Consider the following 19,035-nt stretch of genomic DNA (forward strand, 5'->3'; position numbering starts at 1 on the left):
CGCTGCACACTTTTGCGCGCCATGCTTTAGCCGCCGAGCGAGGCGATCGCAGCTTTGACTGCTTCCGCACCGGATCGGGTCGGTCGGTATTCCAGGCCGACGGCGCCATCATAGCCGTTGGCGAAGATCCAGTTGAGGCGGTGGGCGAGGTCGATGCCGCCGGAGCCCGGTTCGTTGCGGCCGGGATGATCGGCGACATGGACGTGGAAGACACGGTCGAGACGGCCCTCCAGCACCTCTTCGGTGCGTTCGTCCATCACAGCCGAGTGGTAGATGTCGTAGACGATGCCGATCTCGGGGCGGGTGACGTCATCGATGATGTCGAGGCCTTCGCGGGTCGACGCGAGGAAATAGCCGATATGGTCGATGCGGGTGTTGAGCGGCTCGACGCCGAGGCGCACGCCGCTGCCGGCGAGGACATCGGCGCCGGCTCTGAGTGTCTCGGTCAGCGCCAAGCGCTGTTCTTCGCGGCTGAAACCCGGGAGATCGTCGCCGGCCTGGGCGATCAGCACCGGCGCGCCGAGACGCTTGGCGACGACAACGGAGTCCGCAAGCCCCTTCAGCCAGGCGTGTCCGTTGGCGGGGTCGGTCAGCGCGATCATCGGTTCGGCAACGAGGCTGGTCACCGCAAGGCCGGTTTCGTCAAGCGCCGCCTCGATCGCATCCAGGTCCTTGTCGCTCCATCGCCAGAATTCGACCGCCGTCAGGCCGCCGGCATGGGCGCGGCGGATGCGGTCGGGAAAACGGTCGCCCGCTTCGGCAAACAGCCACTCTATGCAGGCCGAATAACGTCGCATGAAAATTCCTCCCCTGTGCGGGGCGCAGGCTGCGCCAGATCGGAGCCTGCTGCAAGGCTTGACGCCCGGATTCATTGGCGGAACACTCGTCCCATCGGGCCGGGGTCGCCGGCGCTGCTGGAGGAAGACATGGATCTGGGATTGAAGGGAAAGACCGCGGTTATAACGGGCGCGTCGGTCGGCATCGGGCTGGCGATCGCCGAGGGGCTGGCGGCTGAGGGCACCGATCTCGTGCTGGCGGCGCGCGGCGGCGAGCGGCTGGAGGCGGAGGCCGCCCGTATTGCCGAGAAGCATGGCGTCAGCGCCACCGCCGTTGTCGCCGACGTTGCGACGGCAGCGGGAACGGAGGCGATCATTGCGGCCGCCGCAGAGAAGGGCGGCGCCGACATCCTCATCAACAATGCCGGAACCGGATCGAACGAGACGGTGATGGAGGCCCCGGACGAGAAGTGGCAGGCCTATTGGGACCTGCATGTCATGGCCGCCGTGCGGCTTGCGCGCGGCATCGCACCGCAGATGAAGACGCGCGGCGGCGGGGTCATCCTGCACAATGCCTCGATCTGCGCCGTCCAGCCGCTCTGGTACGAGCCGATCTACAATGTCAGCAAGTCGGCGCTGATGATGTTTTCCAAGACGCTCTCGACCGAACTCATCCAGGACAATATCCGCGTCAACTGCATCAATGCCGGCCTGATCCTGACGCCGGACTGGATCAAGACCGCCAAGCAGTTGACGGCCGAAACCGGCGGCAACTGGGAAGGCTATCTGCAGAGTGTCGCCAATGAGCACGCTTCTTCCAAACGTTTCGGCACGCCGGAAGAGCTCGCAAACATGTTCGTCTTCCTGAGTTCGGAACGAGCGAGCTACTGCATCGGATCGACCTATTTCGTCGATGGCGGCATGCTGAAGACGATCTGACGGCAAAGCGCGGGCTGCAGGCAGCGCGTGTCGCCAACCACTGCTACGTCGGATGCCGCTTTGCTGCCCGCCAAGCCCGCAAGTGTTGCCGAGATAAGCTATAAATAATAGCTATTTTGTTGTATCTTCACGCTTTCGACGCTATTTGCCTGCTATTGGCGGGATAAATATTGCGTTTTCGACAGGACAAAAGACAATGCTGACGAAAAAGGGAAAGTACGGCCTGAAGGCATTGGTCGATCTGGCGCGGTTGCCGCCTGGCGAGACCGCCTTCATCAACGACGTCGCCGCCCGCAACAATATCCCGAAGAAGTTTCTCGATACGATCCTGCTGGAACTGCGCAATGTCGGCATCCTGCGTTCGAAGAAGGGACCCGGCGGCGGCTATTCCCTCTCGCGGCCGGCTTCCGAAATCCGCATCGGTCATGTCATCCGCACGCTCGACGGGCCCTTAGCGCCGATCCGCTGCGCCAGCCGCACGGCCTATGAGGCCTGCGACGATTGCGCCGATCCGGAAACCTGTCAGGTGCGGCGTTCGATGACCGATGTTCGGGACGCGATCGCCGCCATCCTCGACAATATGACCCTCGAACAATTCGTTGCGGCCGGCGGCCATGTCGAGGGCACCACGGAAGAATTTCCGATCTCTGCCGTCAGCTGAGATCTCTTCGTTTCCACATCGTCCCGCACAACAACAGTGCCTTGTGGCAGTCGTTCAGGCTTGCTTCGACATATACTCGCCTGCGCTGGCCAGCAGCCTGTCGCGTGGCAGCGAAAGCGCGTGAATGCGGGCATTGCGCCAATGGCGGTCGAGATTGAGCCCGATGCCGGCCGATGCCTGCCCTACGAGTTCGAACAGCGCATTGGCGGCGGCGAGCGCCGTTTCGCCGGCTGTGATCGCGGCGGCCGAAGCGGAAAAATGCGCGTCCGCCATCGCCGCCTCCACGGGATTGACCTGGGCAAAGTCGAGTTTTCGGCCAGCCCGTTCCAAGGCCGCCGCCGTCGCTTCGATGCCGACGGCGTGTTTGCCGAGGTGAGAGAGGACGGCGGCGCGATCGCCGATCGCGGTTATCAGGTCGGCCCACGCGGCGCGCGCGATGCCGAGGCTTACCCCGGCCTTGAGCAGCAGGCGGAGCGACATGCCGGTCGAATATCCAAACGAAGACGCCGGCGCGATGGCCGCGGCATTGACATGGAGTGCGCCGGCGATCGTCGTTGCCGATCCATTGGTGCGCTGGCCGAAGCCGTCCCAATCATCGACCACCTGCAGGTTTTCATCGCTGCCGGTGAGGTAGAGCGTCGCCGGGCGGTCAGGCGGAATTGTGAGAGCGGCGGCGATCCAGTCGGCATAGAGGATACCGGCGGCCTGCCGAGTGCGGCCGCTGAGGCGATAGCCCGGGCCTTCGTCCGTCACCTCGCATCCCTCGGCGAAAGTAGCGGCCGCGAAGCGGTCGCCGAGCAGCACACGGGCAAACAGCGAGGCCTTCAGATCCTCTCCGGCCTGAATGCGGAGTGTTTCCAGCGCGGAAAAATGATTTTCCAGAGTCTCGCCGATCGAGGCATCGGCCTCGGCAATGATCGCAACGATTTCGGCAAGCAGGGCATTCGGCACGTCGAGCCCTTCATGGTCGGGCGGAACGGTGATTGCGGTCAGTCCCGATATCGACAGCGCGTCGAGCTCGGCAAACGGCAGAATGCGGTTGACATCGCGTTCGCTCGCCTCGCGCCGGAATGCGGTGGCGAGGTCACGGGCCGTGGATATTGCCGCCTCTTCGCTCTCGATGCGCTGCGCTGGCGGTCTCAGGCGGTCACGAAACTGCGATACGGTTCCCATCGATCACTCTTTCCTCGACGGACAACAGGAGTGAGGGATTTCGCTGCGGATGATAAGAACGGTTTTTCTAGAAAAAACCGATGCTTCGAATTTTCTCACCAACTTGATCGCCTTGCCCTCGACGCTACTTATGGTTAACCGGGGCTTCCTTGATTGAGAAACATGATGAGCGACTCTCTTGCTCGCCGCAGCGAGGTTTCGAAAATGGCACGCGAGCCGAGACCGCGTCCGACGCTGGATATCGCCGATATCCCAACCTATGCCATCGGCGACATTCACGGCCGGTGCGATCTGCTCGTGAAGGCCGAACAGGCTATCCTGCGCGATGCGGCACGGCTGCCTGGGCGCAAGCTGATCGTGACGCTCGGCGACTATATCGACCGCGGCCCGGAATCGGCGCAAGTCATCGCTCACCTCATGGATCCGCCGCCGGAAGGTTTCGATCGAATCTGCCTTGCCGGCAACCACGAGATCGCCATGCTCGATTATATCGACGGCTGGCTTTCCTATGACGACTGGATGCGGATGGGATCGGCGCACTCGCTGAAATCCTATGGGCTCGATCCGGAACATCTGCCGCTGGTCTTCCCCTCCGGCGCACAGCTCGACGCCTTCCTCCGTCATTCGCTGCCGCACACGCATATCGATTTCATGCGGGCGATGCCGATCATGCTGGACACGCCGAGCGTATTGTTCGTCCATGCCGGCATCGATCCGGCGCGACCAATCGCGGCGCAAACCGACGAGGATCTGGTGCTCATCCGCCACCGATTTCTCGAAAGCAGGATCCCTTTGCCGAAACTCGTCGTCCATGGTCATACGCCGAACGACGAGCCGGAGGTTCGCGCGAGGCGGCTCAATCTCGATACGCGCGCCTATCGCAGCGGCAGGCTGACCGTCGCCCGTCTGTGGCAGGGCCAGGTGCATCTGTTTTCCACCTGATAGGCATTGTCCACTGGAGTGATCAAACCGTCTCCCTTTCGGTCGGGACCGCTTCGACCGGCCTTTCAGCTGAGCGGTTGCGACGCCGGCCGCGCAGCACGACGTAGAAAACCGGCGTCAGGAACAGGCCGAAGATCGTCACGCCGAGCATGCCCGAGAAGACGGCAGTGCCGAGCGACTGGCGCATTTCGGCGCCGGGGCCGGTGGCGATGGCAAGCGGCAGCACGCCGAAGATGAAGGCGAAAGCCGTCATCAGGATCGGGCGCAGGCGAAGATGGCTGGCCTCGATCGCCGCTTCAACCGGCGATTTGCCTTCTTCTTCCGCTTGTCTCGCGAACTCGACGATCAAAATGGCGTTCTTGGCCGCAAGGCCGATCAGCACGATCAGGCCGATCTGCGTCAGGACATTGTTGTCCATGCCGCGGAGCGAAACCCCGATCAGCGCCGCCAGCACCGCGAGCGGCACGATGAGGATGATCGCGAGCGGCAGAACCCAGCTTTCATATTGCGCCGCCAGCGCCAGGAAGACGAAGATCACCGACAGCGCGAAGATGTAGACGGCGGTGTTGCCGGTATGGGTCTCCTGATAGGCGAGTTCCGTCCATTCGAAGGTCGTTCCCTGCGGCAGGATCTTCGCCGCCAGCGCTTCCATCTTCGCGATGGCGTCGCCCGTCGACGTGCCTGGCGTCGGATTGCCCTGAAGCGGCACCGAGACATACATGTTGTAGCGTTGGACGAGCGCCGGGCCGCTGGCATCCTGGATATCCATCAAGGTTCCAAGCGGAACCAGCGCGCCGGTCGCCGATCGAACCTTCAGGGCGAGGATATCTTCCCTATCCATGCGATACTGCCGGTCGGCCTGGGCGCGAACCTGATAGACGCGGCCGAACGCATTGAAATCGTTGACATAGGCAACGCCGAGATTGATGGAAAGCGCATTGAAGATATTGGGGATCGGCACATTCAGGAAGCGGGCCTTGTCGCGGTCGATCGCCAGGAAATATTGCGGGCTTGCGTCCGAGAATGTCGTAAAGACGCCGGTCAGCCCCTCCGTCGTCGCTGCCGCACCCATCATCTGGCGGGCGAGGGCGAGCACCCGCGTCATATCCGCGTTTTCAAGATCGGAAATCTGCATCTTGAAGCCGCCGGAATTGCCGACACCCCGCACGGATGGCGGCGGTATGGCGATGATGAAGGCTTCCTGGATGCTTTGCAGCTTGCCGAAAAGCTCGCCGATGATCTTGTTTGCGTTGTCCCCGCCTTCTTCGCGTTCGGCGAAGGATTTGAACGGGACGAAGACAACGCCGGCATTCGAGGCATTGGTGAATGTCGCCCCGCTGAAGCCGGCAAACTGCACGGCATTGCCGACACCCGGCACGGTACGGGCGATATCGCCCACCTGCTTGACGACGGCGTCGGTACGCGCAAGCGAGGCGCCGTCAGGAAGCTGTATGACGATGATCGCGTAACCCTGGTCCATGGTCGGGATGAAACCCGAGGGAACGCGCGTGCCCATGTACCAGGTTGCCCCCAGCAGGCAGACGAAGGCGAGCATGGCCGCGCTCAACCCGACCCAGCTGCTGACCAGGTGCCGAACGGTCCATGAATAGCCGGAACTCATCCGGTCGAAACCGCGGTTGAAGCCATCGGCAAGGCTGCGTCCCAGGCGTGTGGCCACATTGATACGCCTGGTTTCGTGGTCATCATGGGGCTTGAGCAATATGCCTGCCAGGGCGGGCGAAAGCGTCAGCGAGTTCAACGCAGATATTGCGGTGGTAACGGCGATGGTGACCGCGAACTGCCGGTAGAACTGTCCCGAAATGCCCGGAATGAAGGCTGTCGGGACGAAGACGGCGATCAACACCAGCGAGATGGCGATGACGGCGGTTCCGACTTCGTCCATCGTGACGTGGGAGGCCTGTTTCGGCGTCATGCCGCGGGCGAGGTTGCGCTCGACATTTTCCACCACCACGATCGCGTCGTCGACGACGATGCCGATCGCCAGCACCAGGCCGAACAGGGTGAGCATGTTGAGCGAGAAGCCGAAGGCCAAGAGGACGGCGAAGGTGCCGATCAGCGAGACGGGGATGGCAATGATCGGAATGATCGCGGTTCGCCAGGATTGCAGGAAGACGAGGACGACGATCGCCACCAGGATCGCCGCCTCGACGATGGTTCGATACACTTCGGAGATCGAATCCGAGATGAACTCGGTGGTGTCGTAGACGATGCGATATTCCAGCCCTTGCGGGAAATTCTGCGACAGGTCCTTCATGATCGTCTGGACCTGATGGGCGGTGTCGAGGGCATTGGTCCCCGGCCGGGCGAAGATGCCGAGTGCGACCGCGGGATCGTTGTTGAGATAGCTGTTGGTGACGTAGTCCTGCGCGCCGAGCTCGATGCGGGCGACATCCTGCAACTGCACGAGCCGGCCGCTATCCGTCGATTTGACGATGACATAGCGGAATTCTCGCACGTCGGAGAAGCGGCCGTCCGTCCGCACCGTATATTCGAACGCGTTCTTGCCGGTGACCGGCGGCGCGCCGATCTTGCCGCCCGACACCTGGACGTTCTGGTCTCTGAGGGCGGCGACGACGTCATCGGATGTCATGCCGTAGGCAGAGAGCTTTTCCGGGTCCAGCCAGAACTCGCATCGAATACTGGCGCTCGCCGAACAGCTGCACGTCGCCGACGCCATCGAGGCGAACGAGAACGTCGCGGATGCGGTTGCGGGCGTAGTTGGAGACGTAAAGCTGGTCATAACGATGCGTCGGCGACAGCAGGTGCACGACCATCATCAGATCCGGCGAACTCTTGTCGGTTGTCACGCCGAGCCGCTGGACTTCCTCGGGAAGGCGGGGCAGGGCGATGGAGACGCGGTTCTGGACAAGCACCTGGACCTTGTCGAGGTCGGTGCCGAGCTTGAAGGTGATCGTCAGCGACATGGCGCCGTCGGCGCTGGAGTAGGAAGACATGTAGAGCATGTCTTCGACGCCGTTGATCTGCTGCTCGAGCGGTGTCGAAACGGTATCGGCAATCGTCTGCGGATCGGCGCCCGGATAGGAGGTGCGCACGACAATGGTCGGCGGCGCGATCTCCGGATATTGCGAGACCGGCAGCTGCGTATAGGCGATGCCGCCGACGACGAGAAGAACGATCGAAATCACAGCCGCAAAGATCGGCCGGTCCACGAAAAAATGAGCGAATCTCATTGTCCGCTCTCCGCGCCGGCGGTTTCGGGCGCCGTGTCTTCCCGCTCCTTCGGCAGTTCGGTCATCTGAGGCGTGATCTTCGAGCCGGGACGCGCGCGGATGACACCGTTGACGATGATCGTCTCGGTGCCGTCGAGACCCTCGCGTATCACCCGGTAGCCGTAGAGCCGTGGTCCAGGCCTCACGGGCTTGGTCGAAACCGCGCCGTCGTCGGCGACGACATAGACGACGCGCTCATTCTGATCCGAGCCGATTGCCTCGTCGGGGACAAGAATGGCCTGATAGGTGTTGGAGGCTTCGACCTGTATGCGGCCGAAGAGGCCGGGCTGCAGGACAAGGTCAGGGTTGTGGAAACGGGCCCGCAGACGAATGGTGCCACTCTGGTTGTCGACCCGGTTCTCGGCAAAATCGAGCTTTCCCTTGAACGGTTTGGCATTGGGATCCGAGATCGTGACGGACACATCCAGTCCGCCGCCGCCCTGCTGGAGGTCCTTGCCCAATTTGCGGGCGGTGTCGGCAAAATTCAGCAGGCGGCGTTCGTCGACGTCGAAATAGAAATCGATCGGGTCGAGAGAAACGATTGTCGTGAGCACGGTCTGGTCGGTCTGCACCAGATTGCCGGCCGAAATCAGCCGGCGGTCGATGCGGCCGCTGAGCGGCGCCTTGATTTCCGTATACTCCATGTCGAGCGACGCACGATCGGCTGCGGCCTGCGCGCCGCGGACATTGGCCTCGGCCGAATCGAATTCGCGGCGGCGATCGTCCAGCGTCTGCGCCGACTGACTGCCGCTCGAGGCAAGCGACTGGGCGCGCTTGTACTGCGCGTCGGCAAAGACCAGGGTGGATTGTGACGCCTCAAGCGTCGCCTTTGCCTGGCTGAGGGCCGTTATGAAGGGTCTCTGGTCGATCACGAAGAGCAGATCGCCCTGCTTGACCAATGCGCCGTCCTGGAAATGGATTTCCTGCAGGTAACCGCCGACGCGCGAGCGAACGGAGACTTCGTCGACCGGTTCGAAACGACCGATGAACTCGTCGCTGTCGATGACGTCGCGAACGACCGGCTTGGCGACGGTGACAGGCGGGGGCGGCGGCGCGTTCTGGGCCAGCGCGGCCAGAGGCATCAACGCCGCCATGCAGCCAAACACCGCGATCTGTCGAAGCGCGTAAGTCATACCGGTCCTCCAATCTCGGCGCCCGCTTTTTTGCTGCCGCCAAACCTAAGATGAAGTGATGTCGTTCTTGTCTTGCTGCTTGATCGGAGGCGTCCGCCCCCTTGAATTCTCCGGCGTCCAATCCCCTGGAAAGGAAGGCCGGCAGGCAATGCAGATCAGAAAAATCGTAACCCTATGGAATTGGACTATAAGCGGCAGCGGCGAAAAATTGCAAATGCCAATTGGCGGCGGTTCCTGAAACCATCGAGACTTCGCGGAAGAGCGTCAGCTCTCGACGATCTCGTCCCTGCTGGGTGGAAGCGCGCCGAGTTCGGCCCAGTCAAGTTCTTGTTCCAACATATGAAAGACATCGTCGTCGATCTCATCGGAGCGGCGCATCGCTGCCAGCTTGGCGCGTTTTGCGACGATGACATTGCGGCGCTGTTTGTCGAGCCTGCTGACCTCACGCGGATGTTTCCCATCCGCGGCGATCTTGCGCTCCGAGGTGTAGACGTCGCGCAGGATGCGGATGGAATCGTCCTCGCCGCCTGTAAGCTCGGCCAGCGCCGCATCGATCAACGCCACGCGGGCTCTGGCGAGATCGCGCTCCAGGGACGTGTCCGGATCGAATTTCAGAAAACGGATCAGCGGTCCGAGCGTCAGTCCCTGGACGATGAGCGTGCCGAGGACGACGGCGAGCGCGCTGAGCAGGATGAGGTCGCGATCGGGGAAGTCGATCGGCAGGGCGAGCGCGGTCGCCAGTGTGACGAGGCCGCGCATGCCGCACCAGCCGGCAAGCAGGCTCGCCGCAAACGTCGGAGCGGCCTGTGTCGTGCGTCCGCGCGCTGCGAGAAATTTGATCGCCCGATTGTAGAAGAGCACCCAGGCGAGACGGACGACGACGACGGTGACGAAGACCGCGGCGGCGAAGCCGATCGCGAAACTCAGTCGGCCGGGATCGAGGTTGAGGACGATCTGGCGGGCCTGCAGGCCCATCAGCAGAAAAGCGAGCACATTGAGCAGGAAGACCGCAGCCTCCCACACGGAATACGAGTGGATGCGGTGGCGGGCCGTCTGCCGTTCCGGCATGTAGCGGGCAATCACCATCGCGTAGACGACGATGGCCAGAATCGCCGAAAGATGCAGCCGCTCGGCGACGATCCACGTGCCGAAGGTGGCGACGAATTCGAGCAGGGTGCCGCCCAGCGTGCCGGCGAGCCTCAGGCCGACGACCATGTAGAGACGGCCCATGAGATAGCCGAAGACGAGGCCGCCCGGGACGGCGAGAGACAGTTCCGCCAGGGCGCCGGAAAAGAAGGCCGGACTGGCCGCGGCCGAAACCGCAGCGCTGAAGATCAGAAGCGCGACGGCATCGTTCAAAAGGCTCTCGCCCTTCAGAACGGCATAGGTCTGGCGCGGCAGGGCGAAGCGATCGAGCATGGCGGTCGCGGCGGCGGCATCCGGCGGCGCGACGATGGCGCCGAGCGCGACGGCCGCGGCCAGCGGCAGGCCGGCCATCGCCACCCCGACGACGGCGACGGCTGCAGCTGTCAGGATCACGGCGATCGCGGCGAGCGAGAAGAGTGGCAGCCAGTTGCGCCTTAATGTCCTCGGCGGCAGATCATAAGCGGCGTCGAAGAGCACGGGTGCGACCAGCAACGCCAATGCGAGGTCGGGATCTATGGCAACCTCGGGAGCCCAAGGCACAGCCGCGACGACCACGCCGGCGATCGACAGCATTGTCGGATAGGGGATCCGAAACTTCCTGGAGAATTGCAGAAAGACGATCGCCACCAGCATCAGAGTCAGCATGCTTTCGAAGAACGCCATCAAGCTCCCCTACATGCGCCTCCTGCGGAGGCGTTCCTGCCGCAGAATTAGGGCGGTGCAGGGCCGCGGCCACTGTCAAACGGGCTCGAACCCAAGCTGCGGCATTTCAGCCGACCTTGCTGAATCTGCTGTCTGCGTTCTTGTGCACAGGGCAAGCTCAATATATCTGCCGATATTATAAGTATGCTTATAAATTCGGTCACAGGTTTTCATGAGCGCTACGCCCACACTCGGCTTCCTACTCCATGATGTCGCGCGGCTGCTGCGCAAGCGGTTCGAGCAGCGCGCGAAGTGCCTTGGGCTGACCCGGTCGCAATGGCAAACGCTTGCCTATCTCTCCAACAATGAAGGCATCCATCAGAGCGGCCTTGCCGAAATCCTCGAAATCGAGCCGATCACTTTGGTGCGCATTCTCGACAAGCTCGCCGAACGCGGGCTGGTCGAACGCCGTCAGCACCCGACCGACCGGCGCATCTGGCTGCTCTACATGCGCGAAGAAGCCCATCCGCTGCTCGCCGAAATGCGCGAGCTCGGCGATGTAACACGCGCCGAGGCGCTCGAAGGCGTTTCGGCCGAGCAGCGCAAGCAGCTTTACCAGGTCCTATCCGCAATGAAGACGAATCTGGTGCAGGCTTGCCGAACACCAGTTGAAGAGAATGAGATGAACGATGGCTGATCAACCCAATCTCCGCGTCGTTGCCGACGCCAATGCCAAGACATCTGACGAAAACCAAATCAAACAGCAGGAAACGGTAGCCGAAGCGCCTTCATCCAGTTCAGCGCCGGCTGCCGCCGTGGCTGCGCCTGGCGGCAACAAGGTCCGCCGCCGGCGCAGTCTCACACGGCCCGTCCTTTTCGCCCTGCTGCCGGTGGCGCTCGTCGTCGGCGGTTATTATTACGTCAATGGCGGCCAGGTGATGTCGACCGACAACGCCTATATCCAGGCCGATATGGTCGGGGTCACCACCGATGTCTCGGGCATCGTCGAGCAAATCAACGTGCACGAGAACGAGGCGGTCAGGGCGGGGCAGGTGCTCTTCAGCCTGAAATCGGATACCTTCAAGATTGCGTTCGATGGCGCCAAAGCGCAGCTCGGCGCGCAGCGCAACCAGATCATGAACCTCAAGGCAAGCTATCAGCAGTCGCTCGCCGAGATCACGCAGGCGCAAGCCGATCTGCCTTATTACCAGGAGCAGTTCGACCGGCAACAGAACCTCGTCAACAACGGCAGCGCGACGCAATCGGCCTATGACGAGGCCAAGCACAATCTCGATGCCGCCCGGCAGAAGGTGACCGTCGCCAAGGCGGAAGCCGCAACCACGCTCGCCCAGCTCGGCGGCAGTGCTGACCAGCCGGTCGAGGAAAACCCGCTCTACCTGCAGGCCAAGTCACAGGTCGACAATGCTCAGCGCGAGCTTGACCACAGCGTCGTCAAGGCGCCATTCGACGGCATCGTCACCAATGTCAACGCTTTGCAGGTGGGCTCCTACCTGCAGGCTTCGCAGCAGGCCTTTTCGCTCGTCGCCACCGACCATCTGTGGATCGCCGCCAGCCCGAAGGAAACCGAGCTGACCTACGTCAAACCAGGCCAGACGGCCGAGATTTACGTCGATACCTATCCCGGCGTGACGTGGAAGGGCAAGGTCGAGAGCATCAGCCCGGCCTCCGGCTCCAGCTTCTCGCTGCTGCCGGCGCAGAACACCACCGGCAACTGGGTGAAGGTCGTCCAGCGCATTCCGATGCGCGTCAGCATCGAGGACATTGAAGGCAAGCCGCCGCTTCGTGTCGGCATGAGCACGGTGGTCGATGTCGAAACCGGCCATGCCCGCGGACTGCCCGACTTCGTCAACAAGCTTCTGGGCCAGCCTCAGGGCAAGGATGATGAGTAACGCTCCCGCATCTCCGGCGACCCCTGTTGCCAATCGCGGCGCGATCACGGCCTGCGTCATTCTCGCCGTCATCATGCAGGCGCTGGACACGACGATCGCCAATGTGGCGCTGCCCTATATTCAGGGCAGCGTGTCGGCCTCCGCCGACCAGATCAACTGGGTGCTGACGTCCTACATCGTCGCGGCGGCGATCATGACGCCGCCTTCGGGCTTCCTTGCCGCCAAGTTCGGCCGCAAGCGCGTGCTGCTCGTCGCCATATCAGGCTTCGTCGGCGCCTCGGTGCTCTGCGGTCTGGCGCAATCGCTGAACCAGATCGTTGCCTTCCGCCTGCTGCAGGGCCTGTTCGGCGCATCGCTGGTGCCGCTTTCCCAGGGCATCCTCCTCGACATCTATACGGTCGAGGAGCGCGGCTCGGCCATGGCCCTCTTCGGCGTCTCGGTCATGGTCGGGCCGGTCCTCGGCCCAGTCATCGGCGGCTGGCTGACCGACAATATCAGCTGGCGCTGGGTGTTCTACATCAACGTGCCGATCGGCGCGCTTGCCTTTGCCGGTATCGTCATCTTCGTATCGGAAACGAAGAGGGATGCGCTCGCCAAGCTCGACTGGTTCGGTTTCGGCATGATGAGCCTGTTCATTGCCTCGCTGCAGCTCTTCCTCGACCGCGGTGAGCAGCTCGACTGGTTCTCCTCTGGCGAGATCATGCTCGAAGCGATCATCTGCACCGCCGCCTTCTATCTGCTGCTGGTGCACACGCTGACGGCGGAGAAGTCCTTCGTCAATCCGAAGCTGTTCCTCGACCAGAACTTCACGATCAGCATGATCTTCATCTTCGTGATCGGCATCACCTATCTCGCCTCGCTGGCGCTGATGACGCCCTATCTGCAGACCCTGATGGGCTATCCCGTCATCACCGCCGGCATCGTCATGGGGCCGCGTGGACTCGGCACCATGCTTTGCATGTTCATCGTCGGGCGGCTGATCGGCAAGGTCGATACACGCTGGCTGCTGGTGCTCGGCCTCGGCCTGACCGCCTGGGCGATGTACGACATGACCGGCTGGACGCCCGACGTCTCGCAATGGACGATCATCTCGGTCGGTTTCATCCAGGGCGCCGGCCTCGGCTTCCTGTTCGTGCCGCTGACGACGATCGCTTTCGCCACGCTACCCGCCCATACGCGCGGCGACGGCACCGGTCTCTACAACCTGTCACGCAATATCGGCTCGTCGGTCGGCATCTCGATCGTCTCGGCGCTGATCGTCGAGAATACGCAGAGCAATCATGAATCGATCGCAGCTTATGTGACGCCGTTCAACCATGCCTTCAACGCCGTGGCGGCGCAGGGGCTTAGTCCCGTGACGGCGGCCGGGCGCGCCTCGCTCAACGAGATCATTACGCTGCAATCGACCATCATCGCCTATATGGACGATTTCAAGCTGCTGATGCTGATGTCGCTTGCCGTCATTCCGCTGGTTCTGCTGCTGCGCAAGCCGAAGGCGGCGCCCGCCGTCGACCACAGCGCCGTCGTGGAATAGTCAGCGAAACGGCTTGCTGAGATAACGCGATCCCTGGATACCGAAGCGCCATGGCGCGTCGGCGTTTTTCGTGATGCCGATGCGTTTACCCGAAACGATCGGCACCGGCACGGACGGCGTCAGCGCATAGGGCGGGCGGTCGAGCAGCCGGTCGTTGACCTCGATATCGATGCCGAGCGCCTGGCAGAGTTTGCCGGGGCCGCTGCAAAGTGCCGTCAGCATGTCGGTGCCGCGCCGCTGCATCATCAGAGGGATTCCGTTTTCCGGCTCAAGCGCCCGGATGAGCACGGCCGAACCCGGATGGCAGACGAAGTTCAGGCACCAGTACATGCCGTAAATGCGGTAGATGTAGACATTGCCGGGGCGGCCATACATGGCGCCGTTGCGCCTGGTCGGGCCACGGAAGCTGTGCGAGGCCTCGTCATCGGGGAAATAGGCTTCCGTTTCGGTGATGCGGCCGCCGACGCCATCGACTGTGAGATGGCAGCCGAGCAGAGCCCGGGCAACAGTGATCGCATCGCGCTCGAAAAACGCCTTGAGGCTTTCGCCGGCAAGCGCACCGGCCCCGATCGCGCCCCTTGTCATTCCACCATCGGTCATGGCCGAGGCAGATACCATTCGGCGCGCTTGGCGTCACCCCAAAACCGTTTGACGTGACAAGCGGGTGTTACCGGCCGGCATTCGGATCTCGCATCGGGATCGAGGAGACCGTCACCGAAACCGGGTCGCTTGCCGGAAAAGAATCTTCCAGGCCCTCTTCCAGTTCTTCTTCGAGCAGGGCGGCATCCTTGCTGCGCGGGCCGTCGCCATGGACGGGTTCGATGGCCGTCGCAAGCAGGGCCTTGGCGCGCGAGACGGCGTTTTCCGAGGTCAGCTCGGGCCTGCTGCGCAACGTCACGGCAATACTGTCTTCGCCCTCGCCGCCGAATTCGACGACGAAGCCGTCTTCCGTCTGGTAGACAGTGATGTCGCTGAGTGCCATGGCTTCCCCCGAAAAAAGCGCTTACATGCGCAAGGCGCGTCTTAATGATGCGCGCTTTCCGGATTTTGTCGAGCGAAGACCTTCACCAGCCAGTCGATGAAGATGCGCACGCGCGGTGAAAGCTGGCGGTTGCGGGGGTAGAGCAGGGATACCGGCGTCGGGGTCAGCGGAAAATCCCCGAGCACGCGAACCAGCCTTCCCTCAGTGAGATCTTTTTCAGCGTGATAGCGCGGGATCTGGATCAGGCCGAGGCCCATCCTTGCCGCGGAAACATAGCTTTCGGCGGCGTTGACGGCAACGGTCGCGGGAAGGGTGATGTTGCGCACTTCGCCGTCGACGATGAATTCGAGCGGCAGCAGAGTGCCGGTGCTGCTGGAGCGGAAGCCGACCATGCGGTGGCCGGTCAGCCGGTCCGGATGCTGCGGCAGGCCGTGGGCGGCGATGTAGGCGGGGGAGGCGAGGGTGATCTCGTCGAGCATGGCGAGACGGCGGGCGACCATGTCGCTATCCCCGGGCGTACCGACGCGCAGCACGCAATCGATGCCTTCGCGAATCAGATCGACCAGCCGATCGCCCTCGCTCATATGGAATTCGATCTCCGGATAGGCATCGAGAAAGGACGGCAGGCTCGGCAGCACGTAGTGGCGGGCGAGCGTGCCGTGCACATCGACGCGCAGCAGCCCCTTCGGTCTGGCGCCGGCAAAGGCGCCTTCGGCATCCTCGATGTCGGCGAGGATCGACAGGCAGCGCTGGTAATAGGCCTCGCCGTCGAGCGTCGGGCTGACATGGCGCGTCGTGCGCTGGAGCAGGCGTACGCCGAGGCGGGCCTCGAGCTGTTTGACCGCATCGGTTACGGTCGAACGCGGCAGGCCGGTGTCTTCCGCGGCAAGGGTGAAGCTGCGGCGCTCGACAACACGGCAGAACACACGCATGGCATCGAATCTGTCCATCTGTTTGTTCGCCTTTCCCGGATAGTCATGCCGAAGAATGCACGATTATCCGCCCCGGCAAAAGGCGCATCTTCTTTGCATCGAAAAACGCGCTGTGGCGCAGATGAAGGAGAAGAACAATGGCTTCCAACCAAACCAGCAAGGTCGCACTGGTTACCGGCGCTTCCCGCGGTATCGGCGCGGCGGTCGCGAGACGCCTTGCCAGAGACGGTTTCACCGTCGTCATCAATTACTCCGACAATGCCACCCCGGCCGAAGAACTGGCCCGGGAGATCGGGCAGGCCGGCGGCAAGGCGCTGACCGGGAAAGCCGATGTCAGCGATGCGGACGCCGTGCGCCGCATGTTCGATGCTGCGGAAACCGCCTTCGGTGGCATCGACGTGCTCGTCAACAATGCCGGCATCATGAGGCTGTCCTCACTCGCCGAGGCTGACGACGAAAGCTTCGACCGCCAGATCGGCGTCAATCTCAGGGGCACCTTCAACACGCTGAGGGAAGCGGCCAGGCGCCTGCGCGACGGCGGCCGGGTCATCAACGTCTCGACCTCGGTCGTCGGCCTGAAGCTTGAAACCTACGGCGTCTACGCCGCGACCAAGGCGGCCGTCGAAACGCTGACGGCGATCATGGCCAAGGAAATGCGCGGCCGCAATATCACCGTCAATGCGATTGCGCCCGGTCCTGTCGCCACCGATCTTTTCCTCAACGGCAAACCAGAGGAACTCGTCGTCCGCATGGCGAAGATGAACCCGCTGGAGCGCCTCGGCACGCCCGAGGACATCGCGTCGGCGGTCGCCTTCCTCGCCGGCCCGGACGGCGGCTGGATCAACGGCCAGACGCTGCGCGCCAACGGCGGCTTGATCTGACGAGGGCGACCTCATCGCGATTATGTGAACGGTGCTTGTGGGTTTTCCCTCTTACAATCTTATGGAGAGTGCTTATAACTGCTTTATCGCGAGAGAGTGGCGTTCCCTGACGCTCTCTTACGAACCTCCAGAGCCTGCCGCGCCCGCTCTGCGGCGCGACAGGCCCGATATTCAAAATATTGCGGCCCGTCGAAGGTACCCCTCCTTCCGGGCCGCATCTGTTTTGCCGCTCAATAGTCGTTCAGCTTGGCCTCGACCAGAAGCTTCACCAGCCAGTCGACGAAGACGCGGACCTTGTTGCTGAGGTGGCGGTTCGGCGGATAGACGACATAGAGCGGGATCGGATCGCGGCGCCATTCCGGCAGCACGCGGACAAGTTCACCCCGCCGCATCGGCTCGCGCGCCATGAAGGTCGGCACTTGCGCGACACCGAGCCCCGTCAGCGCCGCGGTCAGATAGGTGCGGCTGTCGTTGACGGAGGCGATATAGCGCGGGTTGGTCTCAATCGTCTCGTTGTCCCTGCGAAATTCGAAGGGCAGCGTCCGGTTGTTCTGAGCGCGGAAATAGTTGACCGAGTAATGTGCGGCCTCCAGATCCTCGGGGCGTTCGGGCATGCCGAATTTCTGGATGTAACTTGGCGAAGCACAGGTGATGAGCTCCATCTCCGAAACGCGCCGGGCGATCAGCGACTGGTCGGTGGGTGTGCCGGCCCGCAACGCGCAATCGACGTTTTCGACCAGATAATCCACCGTTCGGTCGCTGACGCCGAGGTCCAGACGGATATCGGGATAGCGCTGATAAAAGTCGCAAAGGGCCGGGACGACGATTGCGTCAGCAAAGGCGCCGCTCATTTCGACGCGCAGCCGCCCGCTCGGCAGGCTCTGGGAGTTGGAGAGGCTGCCGTCGAGTTCTTCCAGTTCGGAGATAAGCTGGGCGGCGCGTTCGTAATAAAGCGCGCCGTCCGTGGTCACCATCACCCGGCGCGTGGTACGGTTTAGAAGCTTGGTGCGCAGATGCGCCTCCAGGCCCTGGATAAGATTGGTCACCGTCGCCTTGGGCATGGCGAGCATGTCGGCGGCGCGGGTGAAATTGCCCGTCTCCACCACGCGGATGAAGACGCGCATTGCCGAAAGTTGATCCATCGGTTTCAAGTCCGCAGTTTGCGTTGCACCATTATTCGAGAATTGGAACAGTGTAATCGCGATATCGCTTCTTATTCCCTGTTCTGAATAACAATATCTTTTTTATGCAAAATGCAAGCGACGGGCGTTGTCTGTTTGTCGCGATGCGCACAGAGGCCCGAACCATGACGGTGGAATGGAAAGATATGATGCTGGACAAGGTGGCCATCGGCCCCGTTTCCGCACGCATCTACCAGGGCGCCGATTACGGCAAAGGGCCGCCGATCGTGCTTTACCTGCATGGCGGCGCGTTTCTCGATCAGGAGAGAAATGTCGACCGGCCGGTGGCGATCAGCCTCGCCAAGGCCGGCGCCATCGTCGCCGCCGTCGATTATAGCAGCCTGTCCGGCAATCTGTTTCCGAAAGTGCTGGAAGTTTCCTTTTCAGTTTTCACCTATCTCGCCAACAAGCGCGCTGCCGGTCTTGGCGACCGCAAGTCGCTGCTGTTCGTCGCCGGTGAAGAAGCAGGCGGCAATGTCGCCGCCGGTGTGGCGCTGAAGGCGCGCGACCAGTTGCCCGACGCACTCGACGGTCAGGTGCTGATTTCGCCGCTGCTCGATCCCTTCATGGGCACCTCCTCGATCCGCAAGGCGGAAGGCATCGGCATGCGGCAGCGCTGGACGGAGGGCTGGAGCCATTACTTAAGCGGCGGCGGCTGCCACCCTTACGCAGCACCTTGCCTCTGTTCGCGTCTTGCAGGCGTTGCCCCGGCGCTGATCTTCACCGCCGAGGACGATCCTCTGCATGACGAAACTATTGGTTACGGTGCCCGCCTGAAGAAGGCCGGTGTCGGTGTGCGCCAGCATGTCCTTCCCGCCGGGACGGGCTGGCCCTCGATTTATGGTGGGATATCCGGGGAAGCGCCCGATTGGCAGGAACACGTCAGCCGCCATTTCGGAAGTTTCCTTCAGGACGTAAGCGTCCAACCGCAATTGCATTGAAGAAGATCTGA

At 62.5% G+C, this 19,035-nt stretch carries 16 protein-coding genes and 1 pseudogene; 8 read left to right on the forward strand and 9 right to left on the reverse strand.

Annotated features, from left to right (window positions below):
- Positions 1-26: 26 nt before the first annotated feature.
- Complete coding sequence (locus MHI61_RS06540; protein WP_239791386.1) at positions 27-797, reverse strand: TIM barrel protein; 771 nt, start codon at positions 795-797, stop codon at positions 27-29.
- A 129-nt stretch (positions 798-926) separates the two neighbouring features.
- Here MHI61_RS06540 and MHI61_RS06545 point away from each other — a divergent pair, with 129 nt between their 5' ends.
- Both MHI61_RS06545 and MHI61_RS06550 read left to right on the forward strand, forming a co-directional pair.
- The gene (locus MHI61_RS06545; protein ID WP_239791387.1) at positions 927-1,715 is read left to right on the forward strand and encodes an SDR family oxidoreductase; all 789 of its coding nucleotides are present in this window, start codon (positions 927-929) and stop codon (positions 1,713-1,715) included.
- A gap of 196 nt (positions 1,716-1,911) precedes the next feature.
- Entirely contained in the window at positions 1,912-2,376 is a 465-nt protein-coding gene (locus MHI61_RS06550) for an Rrf2 family transcriptional regulator (protein ID WP_239791388.1), read from the forward strand.
- A gap of 54 nt (positions 2,377-2,430) precedes the next feature.
- Here the strand turns inward: MHI61_RS06550 and MHI61_RS06555 are convergent, their stop codons facing one another.
- On the reverse strand, positions 2,431-3,549 hold the full coding sequence (locus MHI61_RS06555; protein WP_239791389.1) for a monooxygenase: 1,119 nt from the start codon (positions 3,547-3,549) through the stop codon (positions 2,431-2,433).
- A gap of 165 nt (positions 3,550-3,714) precedes the next feature.
- Here MHI61_RS06555 and MHI61_RS06560 point away from each other — a divergent pair, with 165 nt between their 5' ends.
- Positions 3,715-4,491, forward strand: coding sequence for a metallophosphoesterase (locus MHI61_RS06560; RefSeq protein ID WP_239791390.1), 777 nt, complete (start codon positions 3,715-3,717; stop codon positions 4,489-4,491).
- A gap of 22 nt (positions 4,492-4,513) precedes the next feature.
- Here MHI61_RS06560 and MHI61_RS06565 read toward each other — a convergent pair.
- From MHI61_RS06565 to MHI61_RS06575, 3 genes and pseudogenes are all read right to left on the reverse strand, one after another.
- Positions 4,514-7,703: pseudogene (locus MHI61_RS06565) on the reverse strand (multidrug efflux RND transporter permease subunit).
- Positions 7,700-8,875 (reverse strand): efflux RND transporter periplasmic adaptor subunit, encoded by a 1,176-nt coding sequence (locus MHI61_RS06570; RefSeq protein WP_239791391.1) that lies wholly within the window; start codon positions 8,873-8,875, stop codon positions 7,700-7,702. The pseudogene MHI61_RS06565 and the gene MHI61_RS06570 overlap by 4 nt, the downstream one beginning before the upstream one ends.
- A gap of 264 nt (positions 8,876-9,139) precedes the next feature.
- Complete coding sequence (locus MHI61_RS06575; protein ID WP_239791392.1) at positions 9,140-10,684, reverse strand: cation:proton antiporter; 1,545 nt, start codon at positions 10,682-10,684, stop codon at positions 9,140-9,142.
- Positions 10,685-10,895: 211 nt separating this feature from the next.
- On the opposite strand from MHI61_RS06575, the gene MHI61_RS06580 reads away from it, so the two are divergent.
- From MHI61_RS06580 to MHI61_RS06590, 3 genes are read left to right on the forward strand one after another with little or no spacing between them, the layout of a single operon-like run.
- Positions 10,896-11,360 (forward strand): MarR family transcriptional regulator, encoded by a 465-nt coding sequence (locus tag MHI61_RS06580; protein WP_239791393.1) that lies wholly within the window; start codon positions 10,896-10,898, stop codon positions 11,358-11,360.
- Positions 11,353-12,573, forward strand: a complete 1,221-nt coding sequence (locus MHI61_RS06585; protein ID WP_239791394.1) for an HlyD family secretion protein — start codon at positions 11,353-11,355, stop codon at positions 12,571-12,573. The genes MHI61_RS06580 and MHI61_RS06585 overlap by 8 nt, the downstream gene beginning before the upstream one ends.
- Entirely contained in the window at positions 12,566-14,107 is a 1,542-nt protein-coding gene (locus tag MHI61_RS06590) for a DHA2 family efflux MFS transporter permease subunit (RefSeq protein ID WP_239791395.1), read from the forward strand. The genes MHI61_RS06585 and MHI61_RS06590 overlap by 8 nt, the downstream gene beginning before the upstream one ends.
- Here MHI61_RS06590 and MHI61_RS06595 read toward each other — a convergent pair whose 3' ends face one another.
- The 3 genes from MHI61_RS06595 to MHI61_RS06605 all read right to left on the reverse strand — a co-directional run bounded on the left by MHI61_RS06595 (position 14,108) and on the right by MHI61_RS06605 (position 16,039).
- Positions 14,108-14,707, reverse strand: coding sequence for a DNA-3-methyladenine glycosylase (locus tag MHI61_RS06595; RefSeq protein WP_239792794.1), 600 nt, complete (start codon positions 14,705-14,707; stop codon positions 14,108-14,110).
- Between the two features lie 67 nt (positions 14,708-14,774).
- Positions 14,775-15,089: a hypothetical protein gene (locus tag MHI61_RS06600; protein WP_239791396.1), complete on the reverse strand. Its 315-nt coding sequence runs from the start codon at positions 15,087-15,089 to the stop codon at positions 14,775-14,777.
- 41 nt (positions 15,090-15,130) lie between these two features.
- Positions 15,131-16,039, reverse strand: a complete 909-nt coding sequence (locus tag MHI61_RS06605; RefSeq protein ID WP_239791397.1) for a LysR family transcriptional regulator — start codon at positions 16,037-16,039, stop codon at positions 15,131-15,133.
- Positions 16,040-16,158: 119 nt separating this feature from the next.
- Between MHI61_RS06605 and MHI61_RS06610 the strand changes: the two genes are divergently transcribed.
- Positions 16,159-16,902 carry an SDR family oxidoreductase gene (locus tag MHI61_RS06610; RefSeq protein WP_239791398.1) on the forward strand — a complete coding sequence of 248 codons (744 nt, stop codon included), beginning with the start codon at positions 16,159-16,161 and terminating at the stop codon, positions 16,900-16,902.
- Positions 16,903-17,132: 230 nt separating this feature from the next.
- On the opposite strand, the gene MHI61_RS06615 is transcribed toward MHI61_RS06610, so the two are convergent.
- Complete coding sequence (locus MHI61_RS06615) at positions 17,133-18,044, reverse strand: LysR family transcriptional regulator (RefSeq protein WP_097582010.1); 912 nt, start codon at positions 18,042-18,044, stop codon at positions 17,133-17,135.
- Between the two features lie 164 nt (positions 18,045-18,208).
- Between MHI61_RS06615 and MHI61_RS06620 the strand changes: the two genes are divergently transcribed.
- Positions 18,209-19,024 (forward strand): alpha/beta hydrolase fold domain-containing protein, encoded by an 816-nt coding sequence (locus tag MHI61_RS06620; protein WP_239791399.1) that lies wholly within the window; start codon positions 18,209-18,211, stop codon positions 19,022-19,024.
- Positions 19,025-19,035: the final 11 nt, after the last annotated feature.

Origin of the sequence: Rhizobium sp. K102 (assembly GCF_022385315.1) — a bacterium.
GTDB classification, from domain to species: Bacteria; Pseudomonadota; Alphaproteobacteria; order Rhizobiales; family Rhizobiaceae; genus Rhizobium; species Rhizobium croatiense.